The following is a 24,893-nucleotide window of genomic DNA, read 5'->3' on the forward strand; positions in this document are numbered from 1 at the left end:
AAGCTCCCTGATTGACTGCGCCGCAAATTACAGGCTTTCGGTAAAGGTGCGGGCGATAACGTCGCGCTGCTGTTCCGGCGTCAGAGAGTTGAAGCGTACCGCATAACCGGACACGCGGATGGTCAGCTGCGGGTATTTTTCCGGGTGCTTGACCGCGTCTTCCAGGGTTTCGCGACGCAGCACGTTGACGTTCAGGTGCTGACCGCCTTCCACGCGCACGGTCGGCTGCATTTCCAGCGGCACTTCACGGTATTCGATCTGGCCCAGGTCGCTCACTGCGACAACCTGATCTTCCACGTAGTTGGCCTTGGCGCACACGCAGCGAGCTTCCGCTTTTTCATCATCCAGCAGCCAGAAAGAATTCACCAGCGCCTGGTCGTTCGCTTTGGTAATTTGAATACCGGTAATCATTATGTTGCCTCCGTACAAGGGCGTAAAAATTCACGTCGTGAGAAAACCCAATTCTGGTTTCGGCCATTTGGTAAAACCATTGTTGTCTTGTTGTTCTGTATACCAGCCTGACCGGGCCAGTTCCTTGATTAAAGTCAATTTTTACCGGGTAGGCACAGGGCATGAAGGGACAAATTTATGTTTTATATCAATTTTCCCACTGCGGCAAAAACCAATTATTTTTGTAAATTTTCAAAAATAATTGCATTACGCGTGACAGTGAGAAATGAAAAGCGGGTTTCGCTGCGCGTGCCGAAACGGTAAGCTATAGCCCATGAATTGCTAAAGAAAACAAAGGAGAGCGTTTATGGCCACCTCCCTCACCTGGCATGACGTGATCGGCAAAGAGAAAGAGCAGCCCTATTTTGTTGAAACGCTCGCCTTTGTTGCCGCTGAGCGCCAGGCCGGTAAGACCATTTATCCACCGCAGAAGGACGTGTTCAACGCTTTCCGCTATACCGAGCTGGCGGACGTCAAGGTCGTCATCCTCGGCCAGGATCCGTATCACGGGCCCAATCAGGCGCACGGCCTCTCTTTCTCGGTGCGCCCCGGCGTGCCGGCGCCGCCGTCGCTGGTGAACATGTATAAAGAGCTGGCGACCGACATTCCCGGCTTCGAACGCCCGGATCACGGCTACCTGCAAAGCTGGGCCGAACAGGGGGTGCTGCTGCTCAACACCGTGTTGACAGTGGAAGGCGGCCGCGCGCACTCGCACGCCAACCTGGGCTGGGAAACCTTTACCGATAAGGTGATCGCCGCCCTGAATGAGAACCGCGAAGGCGTGGTGTTCCTGCTGTGGGGCTCGCACGCGCAGAAGAAAGGCAACTTTATCGACCGCAACCGCCACCATGTGCTGAAGGCGCCGCACCCGTCGCCGCTCTCCGCGCACCGCGGTTTCCTCGGCTGCCGCCACTTCTCGCAGGCCAATCAGCTGCTGGAGCAGCAAGGACTCACGCCGATCGATTGGATGCCGCGCCTGCCGCAGGCATAGTCCAGAGACAAAAAAGGCACCCTCGGGTGCCTTTCTTTATGCCGTTGCCGGGGCGATTACGCCTTGGCTTTGGAGACCGCGACCATCGCCGGACGCAGCAGGCGGCCGTTCAGCGTATAACCTTTCTGCATCACCATCATCACGTGGTTCGGCTGGTGATCGGCGGATTCCATCATGCTCATCGCCTGATGCACTTCCGGGTTGAACGGCACGTTGACGTCGCCGACGATTTCGATGCCATACTTGCGCACCACGTCCAGCAGCGATTTCAGCGTCAGCTCGATGCCTTCGATCATCGCGGCCAGTTCAGGATTGTTTTTATCCGCCAGATCCAGCGCGCGCTCCAGGTTGTCGATCACCGGCAGCAGATCGCCGGAGAATTTCTCCAGGGCGAACTTGTGCGCTTTCTCGACGTCCAGTTCAGCGCGGCGGCGGATGTTTTCCGCTTCCGCTTTGGCGCGCAGCAGGCTGTCGCGCTCGTGCTGCTGCGCTTCCGCCAGTTGGGCTTCCAGTTCGGCGATACGCGCATCGCGCAGATCGACGCCTTCCGCCGCTTCCGGCAGCGTATCATCGTGATGAGCGTGTTGTTCCATTTCTTCCGAGACTTGCTCGTTTGGCGTCTTCTGTTCTTTACTACTCATGAATATCTCCGCGTTTTAGCATTAATCTCGCAACTTGGCTTATTATGGGGATCAAAACCGGGGTTTCAAGTCAACCGGTCACAATGTGGGGCATAAACGGGTCCCGGTGAGGAAAATCACAACAAATGAATAAAAAATTCGCCTGTATTGGCATTGTTGGCCACCCGCGTCACCCTTCAGCGCTGGCAACCCACGAGATGCTGTTCCACTGGCTGGTCGCCCGCGGCTATTCAGTGATGGTCGAACGCCAGATCGCCCATGATTTGGGGCTGAAAGACGCCGTGACCGGCAGCCTGGCGGATATCGGCCAGCGCGCCGATCTGGCGGTGGTGGTCGGCGGCGACGGCAACATGCTCGGCGCCGCGCGCGTGCTGGCGCGCTACGACATCAAGGTGATCGGGGTCAACCGCGGCAACCTCGGCTTCCTCACCGATCTCGATCCCGACAACGCCCTACAGCAGCTGGCGGACGTGCTGGAAGGCGAGTACATCGACGAACAGCGTTTCCTGCTGGAAACCATCGTGCATAAAGAGCACCAGCAGTGCCGCATCAGCACCGCCATCAACGAAGTGGTGCTGCACCCCGGCAAAGTGGCGCACATGATCGAATTCGAAGTGTACATCGACGATCGCTTCGCCTTCTCACAGCGCTCCGACGGCCTGATCATCGCCACGCCGACCGGCTCCACCGCCTACTCGCTCTCCGCCGGTGGGCCGATCCTCACCCCGTCGCTGGAGGCGATCGCGCTGGTGCCGATGTTCCCGCACACCCTTTCCGCCCGGCCGCTGGTGATCAACGGCGACAGCACCATCCGCCTGAAGTTTTCGCAGATCGGCAGCGATCTGGAGATCAGCTGCGACAGCCAGATCGCGCTGCCTATCCAGGAAGGCGAAGAAGTGCTGATCCGCCGCAGCGATTTCCACCTGAATTTGATTCACCCGAAGGACTACAGCTATTTCAACACGTTAAGCACCAAGCTGGGCTGGTCGAAAAAATTGTTCTAAAATCTGCGCCGGCCACTTTACTGTATATAAAACCAGTTTATACTGTATGAAACTACAGTTATGTGTTTATACACAGGAAGGTTCCCATGCTGGCGCAATTAACCATCAGCAACTTTGCTATCGTTCGTGAGTTGGAAATCGATTTTCAACCGGGTATGACGGCGATCACCGGTGAAACCGGCGCCGGCAAATCCATCGCCATCGATGCGCTGGGGCTGTGCCTCGGCAACCGCGCTGACGGCAACGTGGTGCGCCTGGGAGCCGCCCGCGCCGACCTCTGCGCCCGCTTCTCGCTGGCGGACACCCCGTCCGCGCGCGAGTGGCTGGAACAGAACCAGCTGGACGACAGCAACGAATGCCTGCTGCGCCGGGTGATCAACGCCGACGGCCGTTCGCGCGGCTTTATCAACGGCACCGCCGTGCCGCTGTCGCAGCTGCGCGAGCTGGGGCAACGTCTGATCCAAATCCACGGCCAACACGCCCATCAGCTGCTGCTCAAACCGGAGCACCAGAAAGCGCTGCTCGATGCCTACGCCGATGAACCCGCCCTGCTGGCGGCGATGAGCCAGGCCTACCAACGCTGGCACCAGAGCTGCCGCGAGCTGGCGCATCATCAGCAGCAGTCCATCGAGCGCGAAGCGCGCAAGCAGCTGCTGCAATACCAGTTGAAAGAGCTGAACGAATTCGCGCCGCAGGCCGGCGAGTTCGAGCAGACTGACGCCGAGTACAAGCGCCTGGCCAACAGCGGCCAGCTGCTGACCCTCAGCCAGCAGACGCTGCAGCTGCTCGCCGACAGCGACGAGAACAACATGCTCAGCCAGCTCTACAGCGCCAAGCACCTGCTGCTTGAACTGGCCGGGCTGGACGACAAGCTCGGCGGCCTGCTGGACATGCTGGAAGAGGCTTCTATCCAGATCAGCGAAGCCAGCGACGAGCTGCGCCACTACGCCGATCGCATGGATCTCGATCCCAACCGCCTGCACGAGCTGGAACAGCGCCTGTCGCGCCAAATCAGCCTGGCGCGCAAACATCAGGTCACGCCGGAAGAGCTGCCGCAGCTGCATCAGCAGTTGCTGGATGAACAGCAGCTGCTTTCACAGCAGGAAAGCGATCATGAGCACCTGAACGAGGCGGTCACCCAGCATCATCAGCAGGCGCTGGCGCTGGCGGAAGAGCTGCACCAGAAACGCCTGCACTACGCGGCCGAGCTGACCACGCTCATCACCGACAGCATGCAGGCGCTCTCCATGCCGCACGGCAAGTTCCACATCGACGTGCGCTTCGAACCGCAGCATCTGAGCGCCGAAGGGGCCAGCCGCACCGAGTTCTGCGTCTCCACCAACCCGGGGCAGCCGCTGCAACCGCTGGCGAAGGTCGCCTCCGGCGGTGAGCTGTCGCGCATCGCGCTGGCCATTCAGGTGATCACCGCCCGCAAGATGGAAACCCCGGCGCTGATCTTCGATGAGGTGGACGTGGGCATCAGCGGCCCGACCGCCGCCATCGTCGGCCGTCTGCTGCGCCAGCTCGGCGAATCCACCCAGGTGATGTGCGTGACTCACCTGCCGCAGGTGGCCGGATGCGGGCATCAGCACCTGTTCGTCAGCAAGCAGACCGACGGCACGGTCACCGAAACCCAGATGGCGCCGCTGGATAAACGCGCCCGGCTGCAGGAGCTGGCGCGCCTGCTCGGTGGCAGTGAAGTCACCCGCAATACGTTGGCGAACGCCAAAGAACTGCTGGCGGCATAAAAAAGCTCAACTTTTTCACTTTCCTGCGGTCTGACAGTGACGCTGTTGACCCGAAATATATCTAAAGTGCGGCGCGGCGGTGATCTTAAGCCTCCTCAACGGCCCGAAACAGGTCAAGCGCTTGAGGTGCTAAAGGAAAGCCAATGCGTCGCAACGTGAAAGATGAAGGGTATAAAGGTTTCCAACTGCCGCAAGGTCTATTATCATCGGCATCCTATGCCCTAAAGGAATGTGATTACTATGCGCTGTAAAACGCTGACTGCCGCCGCTGTAGTTCTTGTGATGCTGACTGCAGGCTGTTCTACTTTTGAAAAGGTGGTTTATCGTCCTGACATCAACCAGGGGAACTACCTGACGTCGACCGACGTGGCGAAAATTCAGAAAGGGATGACCCAACAACAGGTCGCTTACACATTGGGCACCCCAATGCTGCAAGACCCGTTCGGGACTCAGACGTGGTTCTATGTGTTCCGTCAGCAGCCTGGCCATGAAGATATCACCCAGCAGACGCTGACGCTGACCTTCGACAGCGCAGGCGTGTTGACCGATATCCAGAACAAACCGGCGCTGACCAAGTAATCGGCGCCGCCCGCTCTTCCGGCCCATGAGGGGGCATGGTGTTCCTCATGACAGTCGCAGGCTGCAACGCGGAAGAGAAAATCAGTTTCAGATAAAAAAATAAGGCGCTATAAGCGCCTTATTTTTTTGCCTTTTCTGCCCGTTGCCGGCGCAGCTCTTTCGGATCGGCAATCAGCGGCCGGTAAATCTCCACCCGGTCGCCATCGTTCAGCCTATCGCCCAGCTTGGCCGGGCGGCTGTAGATGCCGATTTTATTGCTTTTAAGATCGATATCCTGGCGCAGCTCCAGCAGGCCCGAAGCCTGGATCGCCTGCTCGACGCTGCTGCCTTCGGCCAGCTTCACCTTGCGCAGGTACTGCCGCTCCGGCAAGGCGTACACCACCTCGACCTGGATGTCAGACACTGTAGACCTCTTTCGCCCGCTGGGTGAATGCCTGCACCATGTTGCCCGCCAGCTCTTTGAATACCTTGCCGAACGCCAACTCAATCAGTTTGTTGGTGAACTCGAAGTCCAGGTGCAGCTCCACCTTGCAGGCCTCTTCGCTCAGCGGCGTGAACTGCCAGCCGCCCATCAGCTTGCGGAACGGGCCATCGACCAGCTGCATATTGATGCTCTGGTTATCCAGTAGCGTATTGCGCGTGGTGAAAGTCTTGCTGATACCGGCCTTGGCGACGTCCACCGCGGCGGTCATCTCGTTGGAGGTAGCATTAAGCACCCGGCTGCCGGTGCAGCCTGGCAGAAAATCGGGGTAAGAATGAACATCGTTAACCAACTGATACATCTGCTCGGCGCTGAACGGCACTAATGCAGACCGACTGATCTGGGGCATATCATTTCCTGTAAGACATAAAACGTACAGATAATACCATTTATCTGGCGGCAAACAAAAAATCTGCTACGGGATGAGGGAACCAAAAATGCGAAAAATTGCGCAGGTGCTGAACGGGAAAGGATTTCTTTCGCTGGAGCATCCAGTATAATGAACGCACTATGACAAAGAAAAAAGCACACAAACCCGGTTCCGCCACCATTGCCCAAAACAAGCGCGCGCGTTTCGAATACTTCATTGAAGAAGAGTTCGAGGCGGGCCTGTCGCTGCAAGGGTGGGAAGTTAAATCGCTGCGTGCAGGCAAAGCCAACCTCAGCGACAGCTACGTGACGTTCCGTGACGGTGAAGCCTACCTGTTTGGCGCCACCATCACCCCACTCAACGTGGCTTCGTCGCATGTGGTGTGCGATCCAACGCGTACCCGTAAACTGCTGCTGAACCGACGCGAGCTGGACACCCTGCTCGGCCGCGTCAACCGCGACGGTTACACCGTGGTGGCCTTGTCCCTGTATTGGAAAAATGCCTGGAGCAAGATCAAGATCGGCGTAGCCAAAGGCAAGAAAGAGCACGACAAACGCGATGACATCAAAGATCGCGAATGGCAGACGGCGAAAGCCCGTATCATGAAGCACGCCAATCGTTAAGCCGCTGGCTTATCGAGGTAAACTTCTGGTATACTGCACAAAGTTACTTGGGGCTGATTCTGGATTCGACGGGATTTGCGAAGCCCTAGGAGCATGCCGAGGGGCGGTTGGCCTCGTAAAAAGCCGCAAAAAAATAGTCGCAAACGACGAAAACTACGCTTTAGCAGCTTAATACCCTGCTTAGAGCCCTCTCTCCCTAGCCTCCGCTCTTAGGACGGGGATCAAGAGAGGTCAAACCCAAAAGAGATCGCGTGGATGTCCTGCCTGGGGCTGAAGCGTTAAACTCAATCAGGCTAGTCTGTCAGTAGCGTGTCCATCCGCAGCTGGCCGGCGAATGTAAAGATTGGACTAAGCATGTAGTGCCGACGGTGTAGTAATTTCGGACGGGGGTTCAAATCCCCCCAGCTCCACCAAATACGTCGCCAGTGAACCAGATAGACCCGGCGATAATAGCGAAAAAGCCCGCAACTTCGGTTGCGGGCTTTTTTGTGTCTGTTCGTCACCAACGTGTCAAAGCGAGTTCCAGTCCGGCAGCCTGTTCGCCTTTTTCCGCCTGTAGTGGAAAAGCGCCATAAAAAAGCCAAACAACAGGCCGGCGGCGAGGCTTAATGTCAGGGCCTCTTCACCGGTATATCCCTGATTTTTCCATACCATGAACCACATCAGCACGCCCCACAGCGGGCCAAACCAAATGCCGAAGAACAGCATATTCAGCCAGAAAGGCGCAAACGGCGGCGGTGGCATATTCACATCCATTCGCCACAGCAGGCGCAAGATTGGCGGCGCATAGTTGCTCCGCCACATCTTCTTTTCCTCCATCAGCGCTATCGCCTTGTCCCTTCGTTGTTCAAACGTCATCGTTCGCTTCCTTTCAGTGGAAATTGCCTATCCGGTGAGATGATACGCGCTTAAGCCCCATTCCCAAATATCCGGCATGCCCGCAGGCATGCCGGACGCTACCTCACCGCTCCTCTTTTTCCCCCAGGAAGAAATACCACAGCGGAATGGAAAGCAGCAGGGTGAACACCAGCGTATACAGCAGCACCATCAGGCTCTGCATGATCACCATCTGTGCGCTCCAGTCACCGATCGGCAGTTGAAACTGTTCGACGGTGCCGCCGAGGATCGCCCGGCCCATCACGCAACCGACCGCCACCGCCACTGTCGCCACCGCCGCGCGGAACTTGCGCACCTCGGCGCGGCGGGCGGCCGCTTCCGGCGTTTCGTTCTGAAGGCCTTGCCGCTGGCCGCGCCAGCGCCATACGTCCACCAGCAGCAACGCCGCGAGGCTCACGCCCATCACCGGCAGGCAATACCCCAGTGCGGAAGCCACCAGCAGCGTGGCGGCGCGCGCCGGCAGGGAAAGCGCCAGCCAGGCGGCAACCAGCGTCTGCACCGGATGCTGCGCCCCCGCCGCCGGGCGGCGACTCCACCACATGCGGTAACCCAGCACGATCATCAAGCACAGCCCAAGGCCAAACGCCGCCAGCAGCAGCTGATTCGGCAAGCCGAACAGAATGCCCATGTGGGCGTCGATGCCCCAGCGGGTCAGCTTGGCGATGAGTGGGAAGGTGTCGAACCGCACCTGATCGATGACGGCGAAGCTTTGCGGCGCGATGGCAACCGCGTCCACCTGCGTCGGCCAGCTGCGATCCACTTCGGTTACCGTCCAGGCTTTGCCCTCGCCTTTCGGCTGGCGCAGCTCGACCTTGGCGGCGTCGATCCCGGCGGCGCGCGCAGCGTGCAGCGCCCGATCCCAATCACCGTTCAACGCATTGGCCTGCGCGGCAGGACCCATCTTCATGCCCGGCATCATCCCGCGGTGCTCGGCGTGCGGATCGACCGGCGTCTGCGGCGCATCGGCCTGCAGGCTGGTGTTGACCTGCGGCGTCAGCCAGCCCAGGTTGGCCCGCAGCGCGTCGATGTTACCGCCGGCCCACTGCGACCAGGTCAGCCCGGTGGCCGAGAAGAACAGCAGCCCGGCCAGCAGCGCCACGCCCAGCGTGATATGCCAATGGCGGCTGGCGGCGAAGCCCCCTTTCACCCTTTTCAGCTTGCGCTTCGGCCGCGTCGCCAGCCACAGCGCCACGCCGCCCAGCGCGGCCACCCACAGCCAGGAGGCCGCCAGCTCACTGTAATTACGGCCCAGATCGCCAAGCAGCAGGCTGCTGTGCAGCTTGTCCAGCCAGGTGCGCAGCGGCAGTACGCCGGAAGTGCCGTACACCGTCATATCGCCCTTGATCGCCAGGGTATAGGGATCGACAAACAGCGCACGCGACTCGGAAGCGCCCAGATCGGCACTCGCGAACTGTACGCGCGTGGTATCCATTGCGCCGGGAGCCGGACGCACGGCGTAAATGCGCGCCTCGTCACCCGCCGCACGGCGGGCGGCGGCGATCTGGTCAGCCAGCGATCTCGCCTGCCCATGCGGTTCGGTGAAAAGCGCATCGCGATACAGCGCCTCTTCAAGCTGCGGCGTCAGCACATACAGCGTGCCGGTCAGTGCAGCGACCAGAATAAAAGGAGCGACCAGCAGGCCGATATAAAAATGCAGCCGTCTGATCAAGTTCAGCATCGCGCCACGCGGCGATGCGGCAGGTGGAGTTTTGGTTATTGAAGACATGGCCTTTCTCGTTTTTCAAACTGTGCGCGCAGGCAAACCATCCGCAGCGATACGGACGGCGTTACCCATGATCAAGCAATAGGGAAAAACGGTTGGCCGGGTGGCCCGCGCGGGCTCGGCCGCAGAGTAAGGCGCCGAATGGGCGGAGAAACGATGCGCGGCGCGCAAGGCAGGCGCGCGATGCGCGCCATCAGCCACAGCAGCGGGACGAATGCCCACAGCAGCAGCGGCACGTGGATCAGCAGCTCGCAATAGCCACAGAAAATCATCTCCGCAGGATCCATGCCGTGGTGGCCGGCATGCTCGGCGGCGGGCATCGCCATCGCGTGCATGTCGTGCGGCATAGCGGCGTCCGTTTGCATCATGCCGCCCATCATCGGGTGGTGCATCAGCGATTTCGACACCACCGGCGCCACAAACAGCAACAGCACCGCCATAATGGCGATGCAGGCGGTAACGCGTTGCTGTAGCTGACGTGGCACTCTCATCGCGACGGCGAATTAACCCGGTCGGTGGCGAACAAGCGGCCAGTGTAACCCGCGTTGCGCGATGAGGTGAAAGAAAAGTCAGGTTTCTCTTACGCGCCCCCGGCGGCGGCGATCACAGCGCCCGTGAATAGACCCGTGAGGCTTCGCCCCAGGGGTGATACCCGAGCCCGTTATAAACGAAGCCGCTGCGCTCGTAGTAGCCTTCCAGATCGGTGCACAGGTGTAGCTGCGGGAAGCCCAGCCGGCGGGTTTCCGCAGCCACATGCTCGATCAGTTTGGCGCCGTAGCCCCGGCCGCGCTGCGTTTCCTCTACGTAGAGCGCACACAGCCAGGGATACAGCTCGCCACGGCTGATAAAGTCGTTGGTGATGAGCCCCGCACAGCCGAGGATCTGGTCATTTTCCATCAGCAGGTACCACTGCGGCAGCGGGTTGGCGGCGCCGAGGCTGCAGTTGATGGCGTCTTCATACATCATCAACGTCTCTGCCGTGGCCCAGTGCCGCTGAAAATACGCAATGGCGCGCGGCGCCAGCTCGGGCGCTTGCCGCACCGAAATCATGTCCATCGTCATTCCCGTTATCCATGTTGTCAGCGTAGAATTATGCAGCAATATGCAGGGTATGGCAGCGGTATTCCGCCGCCGTCATTCACTAAGGAGTCATCATGACGCAAAACATCTATGACAATCAGGCCTTCTTCGACGGCTATGCGCAGCTAAGCCGCTCGCAGCACGGCCTGGACGGCGCGCCGGAATGGCCCGCCATCCGCCGCATCCTGCCGGATTTGCAGGGCAAAAGCGTGGTCGATCTCGGCTGCGGCTACGGCTGGTTCTGCCGCAGCGCGCGCGAACAGGGCGCAGCCAGCGTGCTGGGGCTGGACGTCTCGGAAAAGATGCTGGCCAAGGCGCGGGAGATGACCGCCGACGCGGGCATTGAGTATCGTCGGCAGGATTTGGCGCAGCTGCAGCTGCCTGTAAACCGTTACGATCTGGTCTACAGCTCGCTGACGCTGCACTACCTCGAGGATTTGTCCACCCTATTCGCCACGGTGTACGCCGCGCTGAAACCCGGCGGGCAGTTCATCTTCACCGCCGAGCACCCGATCTACACCGCCCCGGCGCAGCAGGGCTGGTTGACCGACGGCAACGGGCAGAAATCCTGGCCGGTCAACGGTTACCAGCGAGAAGGCCAGCGCGTTTCCAACTGGCTGGCGGAAGGCGTCATCAAGCAGCACCGCACGCTTGGCGGCTATATCAACCCGCTGGCGCAGCAAGGGTTTATCATCCAGCATTTGAACGAATGGGGCCCCAGCGCGCAGCAAATCGCCGCTAATCCGGCGCTGGACGAAGAGCAGGAGCGCCCGATGATCTTCATTCTCGCCGCCCGCAAACCCGCCTGATTGATCCGCAGTAAACCGTTCACACCACCACAGTTGGGGAGGCCGCCTCCCCCCAACGGCTATTATGCCGGCAACGCCACCCCGTGCGCCGCGAAGTGCGTCAGCGCCTCGCCTTCCATACGATAGCGCACCCACTCGCCCTGCGGCTGCGCGCCGATGCTGAGGTAGAAATCGATGGCCGGTTGGTTCCAGTCCAGCACGCTCCACTCCAGGCGACCGCACTGCCGTTCGCACGCCAGCTGGGCGATGTGCCGCAGCAGCTTTTTACCTGCGCCCGCGCCGCGATACTTCGGCGCCACGTACAGGTCTTCCAGATAGATGCCGTTTTTACCCAGCCAGGTGGAGTAACTCATAAAGAACACCGCATAACCCGCCGGCTCGCCGTTCACCGTACAAATCAGCGCTTCGGAACAGGCGCCCGGCCCAAACAGGCTGCGTTCGATATCTTCCACGCTGGCCAGCACCTGCTCGCGCGCCTTTTCGTACACCGCCAGCTCGATAATCATATCCAGAATCAGTTTGGCGTCGCTTGTCTGCGCCGGGTAAATCTCAATGGTCATGGCAAATCCTGAGTGTGTTAATGACTGTGCTTGCCAGCATATCGCGCCTCCAATACTGTATGAACTGCATTTTCATCAACAGGTAATGAATATCATGCATCTGGATTTGAAACGCCTCGATCTCAACCTGCTGCTGGTGTTCGAAGCAGTGTATCGGCTGCGATCGGTGACGCGCGCCGCAGCAGAGCTGGCCCTCAGTGCGTCGGCGTTGAGCCACGCGCTGATCCGGCTGCGCAAGGCGCTGGCAGACGAGCTGTTCTACCGGGTCGGCAACGACATGCACCCGACGGTGTATGCCGACAGCCTGGCCCCGACCGTCAGCGAAAGTCTGGCGCTGCTGGCCAAAGGGCTGCATCCGCGCCCGCGCTTCGTCCCCGCCGAAAGCCGGGAGAGCTTCACCTTCGCCATTACCGATTACACCGCTTTCGCGGTGTTTCCCGCACTGATGGCGCAGATGCAGCGCCTGGCGCCGGGGTTATCGTTTCAGCTGCGCTATTCCGAGCGCAAGGTGGCGCTGAACGATCTGCTGGCGGGGCGCATCGACTTCGCGCTGGGCTTTACCGAAACCGATGGCGAAAGCTACCCGGAGATCGACGAGGTGAGCTGGCTGGAGGATGAGTATGTGGCGATCTGTTCGCCCACGTTCAGCGCGAAATACGGCGAGCTGACGCTGGAAAACTACCTGCAGGCGCGTCATCTGGTGGTGACACCGTGGAACGAACAGCGTGGCGTCATTGACTACCAGCTCGACAAACTGGGGCTGCAGCGCGATATCGCCATCCGCACGCCTTCGCTGCTGGGCGCGCCGTTCATCGTCGCCGACAGCAAACTGGTGATGAGCATGCCGCGTTACGCCGCGCAAAAATTGCGGCAGGCGGCGGCGCTGGATATCCATCCCCTGCCGTTTCCGGTGCCGCCGTATCAGATCAAAATCTACCTGCACCGCAAGAACGGCCGGCCGGAGGCCTGCCGCTGGTTGCGGCAACAGCTGCAGGCGCTGGCGGCGTTATAACGCGGGTTCGCCGATTGGCAGATACCCCTGCCACAGCGGCCGGGCCGGTTTGCCGTGCGGGTTGGCGCGCAAATGAACGTGGTAGCCCTGCAGCGACTGCAGCAGCAGGCAGTCGTCCACGTCGGCCAGGTCATCCTTGTGCTGCTGCGCACTGTCCGTTAGCAGCACCCGTTTGGCTTTCTCCTTCGCCTCGTCGGCGGAACGCGCCACAAACAGGCCGAACTGGTGCAACTCCGCCAGCTCATCGCTGCGGTACCCGCCCACGTTGACGAAAAACAGCTTCTCTTCACCGGCGAACGGCGCAGGCTCCAGGCTCACGTCGTAACCGTCCGCCCAGTCGATGCGCGCATAGCCGTCGACATGCACCTTGCGCTTATCGCCGAACCACTTTTCACGCAGCAGCGGATACGCCTCTTCCGGCCGATCCGCCGCTGCGAACTGCACGTCGTGCAACTCAATATTGGCGCCCGGCGCCGTACCGCCCACATAAAACATCAATAATCCCGGCATGTTAGTCTGCTCTCCTTAGTGATAATCGCTGTATAAATTAATACATAATGAAACTCCTGCCAAAGGCGGCGGCATTCTGTGTTATCAATAGATGAGGTTTAATCTGTTGTGGAGGAACGCATGGCATTCAATATCGGTGATTTTGTTCAACGCACCACCGGCGGCCCAAAGATGACCGTGGTAGCGATCGACGGCGAAACCCTGGTTTGCAGCTGGAATGAACTGGGCAAAGAGCAGCGCACGGAAGTGCAGGCCAGCGACGTGGCGCTGTACCACGAAGACGGCGATTTCGGCGTCTGCTGAATGACCGGGGCGCGCCGCGCCCCGTTATCGCTTCAGGCGCGAATGTCCTGATAGGCTGGGGTGGTATCGAACTCATGCTTGGCGAACGGGCATAGCGGAATGATTTTACGCTGCTCCGCACGCATTTTCTCCACCACCAGCGCCACCAGCTTTTTACCGATGCCCTGCCCCTTCAATGACTCATCCACCCAGGTGTGATCGATAATGGTCAGTTTGTCGCCGCTCGGCACGAAAGAGATCTCAGCGATCAGCTTGCCTTGCTCATCATTGATATAAAAACGCTTCTCGTCTGCCAGTATTTTATGTTCCATATTATTTCTCCCTATATTTAAGTGCGCCGCTGGGGCAGGTGTCGATAACGCGTTTCACCTCGGCCGGCTCGGCATTGTCCGGCATAATCCACGGCCGGCGGTTCAAGGTGAATATAGCCGCGTTGCCGCGCACGCAGTTGGCGGAATGGCGGCATATCGCGCTGTTAAAATAAACGTCAATCTTGTCGCCGGAATAACGGCGGTAACCGGCGGCGGTCAATTCCTCATCCATCTTGGCCTCACATTGCCTGTTTTATTGTTTTTGCTCCAGGCTCAAGTATAGGCAATGCCGTCGGCTTCACCACGCGTCTCACCCAACGAAAAAAGTGGCGCAACCGCCCGTCGCCGCTAGAAAAAAACGTAAATTGTTCTAATATTTATTCAGTAAGACAACATCATTCCGACAGTGGCTAAGGAGTTCGAAATGGGTGATAGCTCAAAAGACGGCGTAATTCTGCTGTCCCGCATTCTACTGATGGTTCTGTTTATCATTTTCGGCTGGATGAAACTGGTCAACTTCGGTGCAACCGTCACGGCGATGGAAGGCTATGGCACGCCGATGCCTTATTTGGCGGCGATTATCGCCGTGGTGGTGGAGTTTATTTTCGGCATCGCGCTTATTCTCGGCCTGTTTACTCGCCCTATCGCGGTCATTTTCGCCCTGTACGTGTTGGGCACCGCGTTTATCGGCCATCCGTTCTGGAAAATGACCGGCATGGAAATGATGGGCAATGAAATCAACTTCTTTAAAAACATCAGCATCATTGGCGGCTTGCTGTTGCTGGCGGTAACCGGCGCCGGCCGTTATTCACTGGACTATAAAATATTTAATAAATAATTCATCGATACGTCAATGGCAGCTCCTGCTGCCATTGACGTTCCTCCCTTTTCCGCTACCTATCAGACGTTGTCTCGCTTACACCTCAGCCGCTATGGGCAATTCAGGCATTTGTACGCGCAGATCGATATGACGTCCCTCAGGAATGTCGATAGGCTGACCATCCACATACCCTTCTTTAATATTCCGCGCGAAAACAGGAACACCGTCGTGAGTACGGTGATAACTGCGAATGATGATATCGCCATTGGTTTCAACCTGATAATCAACCCAAATCAATGCTTGCTTGTTACTGTCTAATGGAATTTCAATCCCACCGTTTATCCCCCCCCAAATTGGGTCGGCATTGAATCCGAGCGTCCCTTCCATGCGGTAAACCCCTTCGCTGAGCCTCTCCGTTTTTACCCCCAGAACGTCTTCATTGAATACGCTGCGGCCATCACCAAAGAGCTTGACTACCGGGGAGGCGGGTTTGAGATACCCATTGGTGTCCGTGATCGTGGAGGCCTCCGTCCAAACCTTGAACCACTGGCTCCACTCGGTACCATTCCAGGTACGCAAAAACATCTTCCCACTCTGGTTTCCCGACACCCCATAACCGTAACAAGTTTGGGCCGCGCGATAATTTTCTTTGGTGTCTTCTTGACCGACTTTCCAGCCATACACATCCAGAAAATACGTCCCGACATCTTTGAACGGATTCCCCAAAGGATCCGTTCCTACCATCCCTCTGCGCGAGAAGTATCGATCATTAAAATCCAGCTTTCTCGCTGCCGTTACACCATAGGTCAATCCCCAATCTTTCAGGTTGGGAATATCCGATACCGTCGGCAAACAGGTATCTCCGAAGGTTCGCCCCCAGTTGATTTTCCCCGCCGATACCGAGTTGGATACACCGGTAAAGAGTGCTCCCGATGAGCCCACAGCCATATACCCTGTTGTTGGGCCACCATCGATCGGCAGCGAGACACAGCCAAAAATGTTGTTGGGAAGTGGAGCATTGTCAGAGGCCGGCGTCACTCGATACATGTTGTAAATTCGTTGAAAAGCATCATCTTTATGCTGGGCTCCTGCTCCCAGACCAAACTCCCCTTTTGAAATCAACCGACTGTCGAGATAATCACGATCAACGACAGTTGCATCGGTCAAGTTCGCAATCACTTTTTTACCCAGAGAGCTCTCAGGTATAACGCTATCTTTGATGGCGACATGATTCCAGTTATCGACCATAGCCATATCTACGCTAGAAATCTCATAGAAACACTGATTGATAAAGCTACCAAGATTGACATGTACCTCATACATATTCGCCGTTCGCTCAATCAAACAAACGTCAATGACCGCCGCACGCTCTTGCAGTGCGTTCCAACATGTCACCCCCGCTCGTCCAGCTGCGTTGACAGTCGAAACTTGCCCATCACCGGTACGTATAACAATACTCGCCATCGCATTATGGATCCAAGCTCCGTTATAACCTGGTCCGCCGGTAACATCGATCTTTAGCGTACTTCCACCTTGCGTAAATTTGCTGATTTCACCAAGCAAATACCATCCTGGGTTCTTTGCCGTACCAGGCATCTTCCAACGAGTGTTATTAATGACTTTTTTAACCGTGACATCCATGCTATCGAGCACTTTCCTATATCCCGGCAAGATAATACGTTGCCCATCGTCTTTTTCTATGGTGACATCACCTGATGAAGTCAATAAATTCATCAAATCGTTGCGGCTTCCTTGAAAGTAAGTTAGCAAAGCCGACAATCTTGCGGAAAACTGGCTGATATCACCTTCATAAGTAGTGATAACCGCGTAATCTTGCCCAGTGGCCGTCGAGCCTGCATAAGGCGAACTTAATACAAAGAGATTGTTGTTACTTACAGATTTAATCTCATAAAGTTGATTGTCTGGAGCCAGCAAAATCGTCCCAGGCATCACGCCATTTTTTGCGTCAGCCCATTGCGTCCCCACCCCTGCGACGGATGTCCCATTGCTGACAACATTAATTTTTCCCGTTCTGTACCACATGCTTAAATTCCTTGATATGCAATTGCATCATGATTAAAAGGCAGGCGTGCCAATGCCTGCCGTTAATGACATATTTATAATTAGCAACTCACAAAAGAGAGAAATAAATAGTCGATTCTAATTACTGCAAAGCTCCAACGTTGGCATCATCTACATCAGCAAGATCAATATCGTGAAAATCTGCCGCATGTTTTTCCTTCTCATCAACTTCCTGATTCTGAAGGACATCCAATCGTAGATCGATCCAGCGCCCCGCCGGAATATCCATGGGTTCACCGGCAATAACCATCGCCGTATCTGCATCGAAGCGCCGTTTACTGACTCTGACCGTGACGACGCCATCGTCGTCAGTCTCCGTCTCTACGAAGCACAAACGGTTGCCGTTGCCATCTTGAGGTATTTCAAACGTCCACCCCTCCTTTGCGAAGCCACGAGCACCGGTGAGACGATAAACGCCAGTCGTGAGCTTTTCTGCAGTGACTCCCGCCGCCTCGGGATTGATCGCCGCTACGCCGGCAAGCATAAAGCCGGCTAAAAAATCACTGTTCATGCGCTGCGGATCGCTGGACAAGCGAGCAATCGGCGAAGCTTTCTTGATAAAGCCGTTGCCATCTACCGTCGTCGTCGCTTCTGTCCAGTCCTTAATCCATCCAGTCCATTTCGTACCGTTCCACACCCGGGTAAAAACCTTGCCGCTTTCAGAACCAAGGCTGCCATAACCGGAAACCACCTGCCGCGTGCGAAGCGAACCGGGTTCCGCTCCGCCATCCACTTTCCAGCTTTCAACTTTAATAAACGCGGCGCCCACCCCCAATTCCGCCGGTCGATTAATAGCGTCATTAATCACCATCAACGGACTGGACTGGTATAGCGAATCTAAATTAAGCCGAGCGGCAGCGGTAACTGCCCCCGTCAATCCGTAATCCTTGCCATTTCTCAACTCCGAAACGGCAGGAGCATAGAGATCGGTAAACACGCGCTGCCAGAATATTTTTCCTTTATTTTCCCCATAGTTGCTTCCTTGTCCTACCCAGGCATGCCGCTGCCCGCTCACCGCCAAATAAGCCGCCGATGGGCTGCCATCCAGTGGCAGGGAAACCACCGCTACGTTACCCGCACCACCTGGATAGTTAGCCGAGTCTTGGTTTATCCGATAAAAACGGTTGAGCATTTCAAACGCATCATCTTTGTGCACAGAAGTGCCGCCAATCCCGGTACCATCGCCAGCCCAAATGCACTTCTGCAGATCTATTTTCTTGTTTGCCAAACTCTCGACATACTGCGCATAGATTCCCACGTTCATATTGCTGGCAGGAAGGTCGCCCTCGAAACGAGTCCCTTTGTTGACCCAACGGCTCAGCATGGTCGAAAGTGACCCTCCTTGCACCGTATAGTAGTTGGAGGCCATGAAACTGCCCAGAGTCACATAAACATCGTAATTATTTGCCGATGTTTCTACTAAAGAAAGACCTTTAATAATAACTTCATTACCTGAGTGAACCACTCTGGCTGAAATGCGCCCACGTGAATTAACAACGTTATTCTGCGTACCCGTTCTGATAATTACCTGAGCTCCAGTGTTATTGTAAACTTGGCCATTAAATCCCGCCCCGCCAACGATATCTATACTCACCGTTGCGCCATTTTGTGGGAAGTTCACCAGCGTTCCCCACAAATAAGTGACATCTGCTGTTGTTGTCGCCGGCATCGCAAAACGTAAACGGTCGATGGAAACAAGTGCCTTGTCTTGCATATCCGCCATCAATTTGCTGTACGAAGGCACAGTGATCAACGAACCATCTTCTTTGGTTAATTTAACGTCGCCGGTACCAGTCAATACATCGATTAACTCACTACGGCTTCCCTGAAAATAGGTTAACAAGGCACTGAATCGAGCAGAGAACTGACTGATATCTCCCTCGTAAGTCGTAATGATGGCATAGGGTTGCCCATTGGCCGTCTCACCCGAATAATTACTGTTCAATGTCAATGAAGCATTGCTGTTAACGCTCTTGATTTCATAGAGTTTATTATCTGGCGCCAGCAACATCATCCCCGGCATCACGCCGTACTTTGCATCTCCCCATTGCGTGCCGGTCGCAGAAACAGAGGCGCTATTAGCGACAACATTAATTTTACCCGTTTTATACCACATGCTTATTTCTCCATATTTCTAAATATTGACTTAAGGTAATTAAACACCAAAAAACAGTCACCCTCTCCAGGACCAGAATCTATTATTCTTAAGAGGGAAAACCATCATGACAAAAGAGGAAACTATTGTGCTATCTCGATCATCCATAGCGTCAGTCTCAATGCGAATTTGCTGCTCGCCGGCGTACGCGGGAATATCGATTGAAATAGCATCTTCATAAACATCCCCTCCGCTCACTCTACTGAATCGATGTTGACGAAGGATATTCCCGTTCAGTTTGATTCGCATATTGCATACCGAACCTCGCGGGCTGCTGTAATACACGACCTTGATATTGGGAATGACGAGTCTCACGGCATAGTTCATTCCACCCGCATAGACGTAGGTGTATACGCCATCATGCTTGCGTAGTGTCTGGGCACTGAATGCCTGCATGCTGGCAATATCACCATCTATCCTGTTCGCATAAACCTTGCCTCTGACATCGCAGTTCTCATTGATGGTCACGTTGTTGAATACGCCTGAGGTGGCGAAAATACGTCCGCGCACATCCATATTACTGAACGTGGCATAACCATTCTTATTGATCGCCCATCCTTGCCGATAGGCGGGGTCGTCATGCCAAGCATAGTTTGACGACGTGATTTCCTGTGCTATTTTTGCACTGTCTATCGAAGCATTGGCGATAAACGCGGCGTTAATAAACGTCTGGCCATTTTGCACGGCAAACGGGGAGGAGACACTTCCGTTTGGATTATTCAGCAACGCAAAACGATCCGCCTGGACCAAGAACTGACTGTTGCCCGCGCCATCTACGCCCAACGCCATCCCTGCAACAAACTGCCGCCCTGCGTTGTCAGCCTGTACCTTCAAACTCCATGATGCAGATATCTTGCCGTTCAATGAAGCCTGTGCCTGTTTGACCTCCTGTACCGCCGCAGTGTTATTACCGGCGGTCGCCGTCACGTGATCAATACGTTGTCCTAATGCGCTATCGGCGCTTGAACGTACGCTGCTTTCATTCAGCAGATTGGTTTTGACCTTACCCACTTCAGTATTAAGTTGAACAATCTGTTGTGAAGAGGCCGATTGGTTATCGGTAACTGTTTTCGCCAGTTGGGTAAGTACAGCGCGGTTTCCCTCTGTTTTACTGGATATATCGGTAAGCTGTTTTGCCTGAGCGCTCCCCGTATCCACCAAAACCTGCAGCTGTTGTTCAACGTTCGCTTGATTCTCATCAACCGTGCCGCTTAACGTCGTCAACTGTTGTGCCAAAGCGCTATCGGCCTGCGCCCTTACCGTCAACTCTGTGGCCAATTTAGCCGCAACGCTACCAAAATTGGCCTGCAAGCCAATCAACTGCCTAGCCTGCGCTTGTTGCTGATCGGCCAAAACCGTCTGTTGAGTCTGGAGCCCCGCAGTAATGGTGTTTTGTTGCTGAACATCCCCACTTTGCTTCAATGCCAGCTCAATATTGGCTTTCGCCGTCGCTGCCAACGATTGTGACAGACTGGCATTGGCGCTATCGGCATCAGATTGCGTTTGCTGCAGCTGCGTAATTGCAGCCTGGCTCTCCCCTACCTGGCTATTAAGTGAATCCAGCCGTTGTGATAATGCGCTGTCCTCGGTCGCGCGTACGGTCAGCTCCTGCCGCAGCCCGGCAGAAACATCGCCAAAGTTAGCCTGCAGCATAAGCAACTGCCGTGCCTGCGACTCCAGCTTGTCGGCATGAACCTCCTGTTTCGAAATAAGCCCGGCGTTTACCCCAACCTGTTCTTTCTTGCTGTTATCAAGGTTTAGCGCATTCTCAATATCCGCTTTACTCAAGGCTTCCAGCGACTGCGTCATTCCCGCCCGTGCGCTTTCGGCATCGCTGACAACCTGCTGCAGTTGGGCCAAGGTTGCACGACTATCGCCCACTTGACTATTGAGCGAGTCCAAACGTCGTGATAGCGCGCTGTCTTCTGTTGCACGCACGGTTAACTCTTGCTGGAGTTCTGCAGAAACATCACCAAAGTTGGCCTGCAAACGTGTCAACTGCCGTGCCTGAGACGCCAACTGATCGGCCTGAACTTGCTGTTGGACGGTAATAGTGGCGTTAACTTCGTGCTGATCTTTTTTGCTGTTATCAAGATTTAATGCGTTCTCGATATCCGCTTTGCTGAGTGCTTCCAGCGATTGCGTAATGCCCGCCATTGAACTTTCGGCATTGCTGGCTGCCTGCTGAAGTACATTGATGGCCGAAGCCTGGCCATCAACGGTCGTTCCCAACGTGTTAAGCGCTTTCGCCTGCGCGCTGTCAGCTTCTGCGCGAGTCTGCGATTCCGCTGCTATCGCTGCCGTATTGGAGCCCGCTTGTGATTCCAGGGCACTGAGTTGCCGCGCCAGAGCCGACTCGCTATCCGTCAAAGTCTTCAGATGCTGCGTAACCTGGGCCTGATTATCGCTAAACTCGGCGCCCAATCCGCTCAACTGCTCACCTATTGCCTGCTGCTGGTTAGCCAATGCTTCCGTTTTTGCCGTAACGGCCGCATTAACCCGACCTTGCTCCGCCTGATGGTTATCGACAATTTGGGCACTGGCGGCCACATCCGACTCCACTTTGGCCAACGCCGCTTGAGCATCTGCCTGCGTTTGTTCCAATTGGGCGATCGTTCCCTGCTGCTTATCGGAAACGGCTTTTACCGAATTGATAATTTGGGACATCGCCTCATCGGCATCACTCCTTGCCTGCTTTTCTTGAGCAATTTGCGCCGCGTTGCCCGCTGATTTGGCCACGACGGCAGCCAATTGCTCTGCCAGCGCTTGGTCCTGTTCCCGCAAGACGCTAACCTGAGAAATCACCTCTGCAATGCTGGTGCCGTCACCACCGGTCAATGCGTCTACTTTAGCCTGCAGCTCGGCATCTGCCCGCTGCAGAGCCGCACGCGTCCCGCTGAGCTCATGCCGGGCATCTTGAATATCTCCGGCCAACGTTTGCTTCGCCATCGTCAAATCAGTGCGTGCCACATCGAGTGTCAGGCTGTTCTCAATCGCCGCCTTGCTGATTTGCTCCAGGTTGCGCTGTAAACCTTCTACGGTCATGTTCAGATCGGTATTGGTGCCGGCAACTTGTTCTTTAACACTCTCGAGAGCCTGCTCCAACGCACCTACATCGCCGGCCAGTGCCTCCTTGTTCTGCTCAATGTCACGCTGCGCCTTAGCGATCTTATTCGCCAGATCCTGAACGTTTTGATCGGACGGCAGGCTGGAGATTTTATCCAACAGTTCTTTACCTAACTCCGTCTCGGTAATACTGTTGGCAATCTGCTCCAAAACGATATCCGCTTTATCGGAGGAAATGCCGCGTACAAACTCCGTCCATTCAGACTGTAAGCCGTTTTTATCCGTAAACGCCGCGCGAAAATACAGCGTTTGCCCCGCCCTGAGCCCTTGCATGTCATAGTGATTTTGCGGATAAGGCACGTCTGCCAGCAGTTTCTCATCAGAGAAATCCGCCCGTGCAGCAACGGCTAGCGTTGTTTTCAGACCATCCTCAGCCCCTGCACCAAACATCCAGGAAAGTTGGATACCAAATACCCGATCGGTAGAAGCGCGCAACCCAACGATTCGCGGCGGTGCCCCTTCTTTACCGGCCAAATAGGTGGTTTCCGAACGGCCCCAAGGTGAGGAGACGTCGACTGCATTAACCGCACGCACCCGAACATCATAATTGCCTGCGAAAATACCGTTGACTTCAAACCCAAGCGAAGAGGTCGCACCGATATTCACCCAGTTGCCGCTGTCTTTGCGCCATTGCGCTTCATACTTCAGCGCACCGGTCACCACCGCCCATTGCACGCGCAGGGTGGCGATATTGATCCCTTGGCTGACATAGTCATACCGGGAAATAGTGATATTGGCGGGTGCGGCTATCGTGCCTGGGGGGGTGACAGTGAGCGGCGGAGAATCCAACCGAACACCGTTATCGATAAACGCGTATTTATTTGGATCGTGCTCTACCGCACTGATGGTGAAAGTGCCGTCATCGTTGGATTGCACTGAAATCACGCGGAACTGTTGAACGGCCAAGTCGTCAGAATCGATGCTCCACACCGCTTCCGCTTCCGGTTGCTGACGAAAAGCCGCAGTGAGCGTTACGGTTTTCTTGTCAGCGGCAATGCTGGCAATGGTGCGGCGTTGGGCCGTGCCATCCGGCAGATTGATGCACAAACGATCGCCCGCGCTAAATTCAACCTCACGATCCAAAACGACTGTTCGTTCCTGTGCAGATCGGATCCTGCCGCCATTGGCTTTACCGGCCAACATCGCGTCCGCGACGCCGATAATACGCGCAGGCAGAGGAATATTGCCGTCCAGTCCAACGTTAAAACTGACGGTACGATCTTTGGCATTGCTTAAAATAGCCCAGCGACCGCGGCGATGAGCTTCGGTCCGGCGCGTACAGCCAATAGCCGTTATTTCGGTCTGGTTCACACCATACCGTTTCACCAAATCGTTATCATAGGCCGCCTCGACGGCCTCGGCATAATGATTGGATGGATCGCCCCATTTGACCAACGCCGAGGTATAGCGATTCTTGTAAGAACCTGAGGCATAGGTAAACTCACCGTTAATCACGTTGGCTCGCGAATAGACAAAATCCATATCGCGCGGCATATCCGCATAGGCAAATAGCTGATCGTTACCCCAGTAGGTAATACCGCGGAAAATAGCCGAAATATCGCGTAAAACGGTGTAAGCATCTTGCTGAGATTGAATATACACATCGCACAAAAAGCGCGGTTCCTTGCCCTCACCACCCAGTCCGTCACTGACCAGCTCATCACAATACTGGGCGATTCGATAGAGTCCCCATTTGTCCATTTCCAATGCGGAAACCCGATTCCCCAGCCCATAGTTCTTATCAAGCGCAATATCGTAGAACACCCAGGCAGGGTTGTTGCTCCAAGCCCATTTGAAACTGCCATCCCAAGCGCCGGAGTAACTGCGAGCCAACGGATCGTAGTTGGCGGGAATGCGTATAATCTTGCCTTTTGGCCTGACGGTAATTTTAGGGACCGCGTTGAATTGAGCTGCGTCGAACTCAATGAACAGCAGTGCCGTATTGGGATAACGAAACTTCGCGTCAACGATCTCGGTATAAGTCTGAACCTGGGTATTGTTTACCAGTTTGCTGCTGGTGGAGTCCGGCGTCAGACGACTTACACGCAACGTCCAGCCGTTTGTTGCCTTGGGCAAGTTAACCCGATGGTCACGCTCATACAAACTGGTGGTTTTACCCTCTACTTTTCCGTCAACGACCGTTTGATAAGCGGCCCCGTCGGTGGAGAGTTCAATTTTGTACTCCACAACTGCGCCATGCATATCACCGTTATTTTCATAACGAAACAGCGATGGAAATCCCATTCGAATGCGCAATGCATCGATGTCGGTATTAGTGAAAGTACGTGTCCAGGCATTGGTCGTCGTCAGTTTTACGTTGACGGAGGTTTCCGACTCAACGTCCGGCATCCCCTGAATGTAATCCTGCATTTGCGTACCATTGCGCACCTCCCATTTCAGTCCGGTGAAATTCTCGCTGCCGTCGGCATTGTGTACCGGCGTGCCATCCAGCAGAATGCGCGTGCCGTCCAGTTCGCCGGCGATCTCACCTTCCGATAACGCCAGGAGGATTTTAATTTTTGCATTGGACTGCAAGTCATCAGGTGATTCGACCGGTGTATGCGCCGCTCCACCACCACCTTTGCGCCCGCGAATAAGTGTCTGTGCCATATTGCGCC

The 24,893-nt window shown here is 55.8% G+C and carries 24 protein-coding genes and 1 other RNA gene; 10 read left to right on the forward strand and 15 right to left on the reverse strand.

Annotated features, from left to right (window positions below):
- Positions 1-27: 27 nt before the first annotated feature.
- Positions 28-411, reverse strand: a complete 384-nt coding sequence (gene grcA / locus ACSJLU_RS19045; RefSeq protein ID WP_060434327.1) for an autonomous glycyl radical cofactor GrcA — start codon at positions 409-411, stop codon at positions 28-30.
- Positions 412-757: 346 nt separating this feature from the next.
- On the opposite strand from grcA, the gene ung reads away from it, so the two are divergent.
- The gene (gene ung / locus ACSJLU_RS19050; protein WP_033635636.1) at positions 758-1,441 is read left to right on the forward strand and encodes a uracil-DNA glycosylase; all 684 of its coding nucleotides are present in this window, start codon (positions 758-760) and stop codon (positions 1,439-1,441) included.
- A 56-nt stretch (positions 1,442-1,497) separates the two neighbouring features.
- Here ung and grpE read toward each other — a convergent pair whose 3' ends face one another.
- A complete protein-coding gene (gene grpE, locus ACSJLU_RS19055) occupies positions 1,498-2,082 on the reverse strand; it encodes a nucleotide exchange factor GrpE (RefSeq protein ID WP_025303955.1) in 585 nt (194 codons plus the stop codon).
- Positions 2,083-2,207: 125 nt separating this feature from the next.
- Here grpE and nadK point away from each other — a divergent pair, with 125 nt between their 5' ends.
- The 3 genes from nadK (at position 2,208) to bamE (ending at position 5,413) form a co-directional block, all read left to right on the forward strand.
- Positions 2,208-3,086: an NAD(+) kinase gene (nadK, locus tag ACSJLU_RS19060; protein ID WP_019452304.1), complete on the forward strand. Its 879-nt coding sequence runs from the start codon at positions 2,208-2,210 to the stop codon at positions 3,084-3,086.
- A gap of 86 nt (positions 3,087-3,172) precedes the next feature.
- Positions 3,173-4,834: a DNA repair protein RecN gene (gene recN, locus ACSJLU_RS19065; protein ID WP_380826165.1), complete on the forward strand. Its 1,662-nt coding sequence runs from the start codon at positions 3,173-3,175 to the stop codon at positions 4,832-4,834.
- A 240-nt stretch (positions 4,835-5,074) separates the two neighbouring features.
- A complete protein-coding gene (gene bamE / locus ACSJLU_RS19070) occupies positions 5,075-5,413 on the forward strand; it encodes an outer membrane protein assembly factor BamE (RefSeq protein WP_004929101.1) in 339 nt (112 codons plus the stop codon).
- A 118-nt stretch (positions 5,414-5,531) separates the two neighbouring features.
- Here the strand turns inward: bamE and ACSJLU_RS19075 are convergent, their stop codons facing one another.
- Positions 5,532-5,816, reverse strand: a complete 285-nt coding sequence (locus ACSJLU_RS19075; protein WP_049204931.1) for an RnfH family protein — start codon at positions 5,814-5,816, stop codon at positions 5,532-5,534.
- A complete protein-coding gene (locus tag ACSJLU_RS19080) occupies positions 5,809-6,243 on the reverse strand; it encodes a type II toxin-antitoxin system RatA family toxin (protein ID WP_033648948.1) in 435 nt (144 codons plus the stop codon). Before ACSJLU_RS19080 ends, ACSJLU_RS19075 begins: the two co-directional genes overlap by 8 nt.
- A gap of 161 nt (positions 6,244-6,404) precedes the next feature.
- Between ACSJLU_RS19080 and smpB the strand changes: the two genes are divergently transcribed.
- Positions 6,405-6,887: an SsrA-binding protein SmpB gene (gene smpB, locus ACSJLU_RS19085; protein WP_016929804.1), complete on the forward strand. Its 483-nt coding sequence runs from the start codon at positions 6,405-6,407 to the stop codon at positions 6,885-6,887.
- Positions 6,888-6,936: 49 nt separating this feature from the next.
- Positions 6,937-7,300, forward strand: a transfer-messenger RNA (tmRNA) gene (ssrA, locus tag ACSJLU_RS19090).
- A gap of 97 nt (positions 7,301-7,397) precedes the next feature.
- Here ssrA and ACSJLU_RS19095 read toward each other — a convergent pair.
- The 4 genes from ACSJLU_RS19095 to ACSJLU_RS19110 all read right to left on the reverse strand — a co-directional run bounded on the left by ACSJLU_RS19095 (position 7,398) and on the right by ACSJLU_RS19110 (position 10,563).
- Positions 7,398-7,745: a DUF6404 family protein gene (locus ACSJLU_RS19095; protein ID WP_043138333.1), complete on the reverse strand. Its 348-nt coding sequence runs from the start codon at positions 7,743-7,745 to the stop codon at positions 7,398-7,400.
- A 103-nt stretch (positions 7,746-7,848) separates the two neighbouring features.
- The gene (locus ACSJLU_RS19100) at positions 7,849-9,462 is read right to left on the reverse strand and encodes a DUF2534 family protein (RefSeq protein ID WP_380826170.1); all 1,614 of its coding nucleotides are present in this window, start codon (positions 9,460-9,462) and stop codon (positions 7,849-7,851) included.
- A gap of 119 nt (positions 9,463-9,581) precedes the next feature.
- The gene (locus ACSJLU_RS19105; RefSeq protein WP_380826173.1) at positions 9,582-9,998 is read right to left on the reverse strand and encodes a DUF2946 domain-containing protein; all 417 of its coding nucleotides are present in this window, start codon (positions 9,996-9,998) and stop codon (positions 9,582-9,584) included.
- A 112-nt stretch (positions 9,999-10,110) separates the two neighbouring features.
- Positions 10,111-10,563 (reverse strand): GNAT family N-acetyltransferase, encoded by a 453-nt coding sequence (locus tag ACSJLU_RS19110; RefSeq protein WP_060434479.1) that lies wholly within the window; start codon positions 10,561-10,563, stop codon positions 10,111-10,113.
- A 98-nt stretch (positions 10,564-10,661) separates the two neighbouring features.
- Between ACSJLU_RS19110 and ACSJLU_RS19115 the strand changes: the two genes are divergently transcribed.
- The gene (locus ACSJLU_RS19115) at positions 10,662-11,396 is read left to right on the forward strand and encodes a class I SAM-dependent methyltransferase (RefSeq protein WP_197824386.1); all 735 of its coding nucleotides are present in this window, start codon (positions 10,662-10,664) and stop codon (positions 11,394-11,396) included.
- Between the two features lie 62 nt (positions 11,397-11,458).
- On the opposite strand, the gene ACSJLU_RS19120 is transcribed toward ACSJLU_RS19115, so the two are convergent.
- Positions 11,459-11,956 (reverse strand): GNAT family N-acetyltransferase, encoded by a 498-nt coding sequence (locus ACSJLU_RS19120; protein WP_099816870.1) that lies wholly within the window; start codon positions 11,954-11,956, stop codon positions 11,459-11,461.
- Positions 11,957-12,041: 85 nt separating this feature from the next.
- Here ACSJLU_RS19120 and ACSJLU_RS19125 point away from each other — a divergent pair, with 85 nt between their 5' ends.
- Entirely contained in the window at positions 12,042-12,968 is a 927-nt protein-coding gene (locus tag ACSJLU_RS19125; protein ID WP_369435382.1) for a LysR substrate-binding domain-containing protein, read from the forward strand.
- Here the strand turns inward: ACSJLU_RS19125 and ACSJLU_RS19130 are convergent.
- The gene (locus tag ACSJLU_RS19130) at positions 12,963-13,478 is read right to left on the reverse strand and encodes a DUF1543 domain-containing protein (RefSeq protein WP_350428419.1); all 516 of its coding nucleotides are present in this window, start codon (positions 13,476-13,478) and stop codon (positions 12,963-12,965) included. The genes ACSJLU_RS19125 and ACSJLU_RS19130 overlap by 6 nt on opposite strands.
- 120 nt (positions 13,479-13,598) lie before the next feature.
- Here ACSJLU_RS19130 and ACSJLU_RS19135 point away from each other — a divergent pair, with 120 nt between their 5' ends.
- On the forward strand, positions 13,599-13,781 hold the full coding sequence (locus ACSJLU_RS19135; RefSeq protein WP_025303973.1) for a YodC family protein: 183 nt from the start codon (positions 13,599-13,601) through the stop codon (positions 13,779-13,781).
- A gap of 32 nt (positions 13,782-13,813) precedes the next feature.
- Here the strand turns inward: ACSJLU_RS19135 and ACSJLU_RS19140 are convergent, their stop codons facing one another.
- Both ACSJLU_RS19140 and ACSJLU_RS19145 read right to left on the reverse strand, forming a co-directional pair.
- The gene (locus ACSJLU_RS19140; RefSeq protein ID WP_049209586.1) at positions 13,814-14,092 is read right to left on the reverse strand and encodes a GNAT family N-acetyltransferase; all 279 of its coding nucleotides are present in this window, start codon (positions 14,090-14,092) and stop codon (positions 13,814-13,816) included.
- A 1-nt stretch (position 14,093) separates the two neighbouring features.
- Complete coding sequence (locus ACSJLU_RS19145) at positions 14,094-14,324, reverse strand: (4Fe-4S)-binding protein (protein WP_025303975.1); 231 nt, start codon at positions 14,322-14,324, stop codon at positions 14,094-14,096.
- A gap of 192 nt (positions 14,325-14,516) precedes the next feature.
- Between ACSJLU_RS19145 and ACSJLU_RS19150 the strand changes: the two genes are divergently transcribed.
- Positions 14,517-14,930, forward strand: a complete 414-nt coding sequence (locus ACSJLU_RS19150; RefSeq protein WP_019452262.1) for a DoxX family protein — start codon at positions 14,517-14,519, stop codon at positions 14,928-14,930.
- Positions 14,931-15,008: 78 nt separating this feature from the next.
- Here the strand turns inward: ACSJLU_RS19150 and ACSJLU_RS19155 are convergent, their stop codons facing one another.
- The 3 genes from ACSJLU_RS19155 to gpJ form a co-directional block, all read right to left on the reverse strand.
- Positions 15,009-16,955, reverse strand: coding sequence for a hypothetical protein (locus ACSJLU_RS19155; protein WP_380826181.1), 1,947 nt, complete (start codon positions 16,953-16,955; stop codon positions 15,009-15,011).
- A gap of 121 nt (positions 16,956-17,076) precedes the next feature.
- A complete protein-coding gene (locus ACSJLU_RS19160) occupies positions 17,077-19,110 on the reverse strand; it encodes a phage tail protein (RefSeq protein WP_380826183.1) in 2,034 nt (677 codons plus the stop codon).
- A 57-nt stretch (positions 19,111-19,167) separates the two neighbouring features.
- Entirely contained in the window at positions 19,168-24,885 is a 5,718-nt protein-coding gene (gpJ, locus tag ACSJLU_RS19165) for a TipJ family phage tail tip protein (protein WP_380826185.1), read from the reverse strand.
- Between the last annotated feature and the right edge of the window lie 8 nt (positions 24,886-24,893).

The sequence above is a fragment of the Serratia bockelmannii genome (genome assembly GCF_051803255.1).
In the GTDB taxonomy this organism is placed as follows: Bacteria; Pseudomonadota; Gammaproteobacteria; order Enterobacterales; family Enterobacteriaceae; genus Serratia; species Serratia bockelmannii.

Bases quoted from the DNA above. Each gene is read 5' to 3' on its own strand.
- ACSJLU_RS19105 (WP_380826173.1), bottom strand. From the start codon at position 9,998: ATGAGAGTGCCACGTCAGCTACAGCAACGCGTTACCGCCTGCATCGCC.
- grcA (WP_060434327.1), bottom strand. From the start codon at position 411: ATGATTACCGGTATTCAAATTACCAAAGCGAACGACCAGGCGCTGGTG.
- ACSJLU_RS19160 (WP_380826183.1), bottom strand. From the start codon at position 19,110: ATGTGGTATAAAACGGGTAAAATTAATGTTGTCGCTAATAGCGCCTCT.
- recN (WP_380826165.1), top strand. From the start codon at position 3,173: ATGCTGGCGCAATTAACCATCAGCAACTTTGCTATCGTTCGTGAGTTG.
- ACSJLU_RS19140 (WP_049209586.1), bottom strand. From the start codon at position 14,092: ATGGAACATAAAATACTGGCAGACGAGAAGCGTTTTTATATCAATGAT.
- ACSJLU_RS19135 (WP_025303973.1), top strand. From the start codon at position 13,599: ATGGCATTCAATATCGGTGATTTTGTTCAACGCACCACCGGCGGCCCA.
- ACSJLU_RS19145 (WP_025303975.1), bottom strand. From the start codon at position 14,324: ATGGATGAGGAATTGACCGCCGCCGGTTACCGCCGTTATTCCGGCGAC.
- ung (WP_033635636.1), top strand. From the start codon at position 758: ATGGCCACCTCCCTCACCTGGCATGACGTGATCGGCAAAGAGAAAGAG.
- smpB (WP_016929804.1), top strand. From the start codon at position 6,405: ATGACAAAGAAAAAAGCACACAAACCCGGTTCCGCCACCATTGCCCAA.
- ACSJLU_RS19095 (WP_043138333.1), bottom strand. From the start codon at position 7,745: ATGACGTTTGAACAACGAAGGGACAAGGCGATAGCGCTGATGGAGGAA.
- grpE (WP_025303955.1), bottom strand. From the start codon at position 2,082: ATGAGTAGTAAAGAACAGAAGACGCCAAACGAGCAAGTCTCGGAAGAA.
- ACSJLU_RS19150 (WP_019452262.1), top strand. From the start codon at position 14,517: ATGGGTGATAGCTCAAAAGACGGCGTAATTCTGCTGTCCCGCATTCTA.
- ACSJLU_RS19125 (WP_369435382.1), top strand. From the start codon at position 12,042: ATGAATATCATGCATCTGGATTTGAAACGCCTCGATCTCAACCTGCTG.
- ACSJLU_RS19110 (WP_060434479.1), bottom strand. From the start codon at position 10,563: ATGGACATGATTTCGGTGCGGCAAGCGCCCGAGCTGGCGCCGCGCGCC.
- nadK (WP_019452304.1), top strand. From the start codon at position 2,208: ATGAATAAAAAATTCGCCTGTATTGGCATTGTTGGCCACCCGCGTCAC.
- ACSJLU_RS19100 (WP_380826170.1), bottom strand. From the start codon at position 9,462: ATGCTGAACTTGATCAGACGGCTGCATTTTTATATCGGCCTGCTGGTC.
- gpJ (WP_380826185.1), bottom strand. From the start codon at position 24,885: ATGGCACAGACACTTATTCGCGGGCGCAAAGGTGGTGGTGGAGCGGCG.
- ACSJLU_RS19115 (WP_197824386.1), top strand. From the start codon at position 10,662: ATGACGCAAAACATCTATGACAATCAGGCCTTCTTCGACGGCTATGCG.
- bamE (WP_004929101.1), top strand. From the start codon at position 5,075: ATGCGCTGTAAAACGCTGACTGCCGCCGCTGTAGTTCTTGTGATGCTG.
- ACSJLU_RS19120 (WP_099816870.1), bottom strand. From the start codon at position 11,956: ATGACCATTGAGATTTACCCGGCGCAGACAAGCGACGCCAAACTGATT.
- ACSJLU_RS19080 (WP_033648948.1), bottom strand. From the start codon at position 6,243: ATGCCCCAGATCAGTCGGTCTGCATTAGTGCCGTTCAGCGCCGAGCAG.
- ACSJLU_RS19130 (WP_350428419.1), bottom strand. From the start codon at position 13,478: ATGCCGGGATTATTGATGTTTTATGTGGGCGGTACGGCGCCGGGCGCC.
- ACSJLU_RS19155 (WP_380826181.1), bottom strand. From the start codon at position 16,955: ATGTGGTACAGAACGGGAAAAATTAATGTTGTCAGCAATGGGACATCC.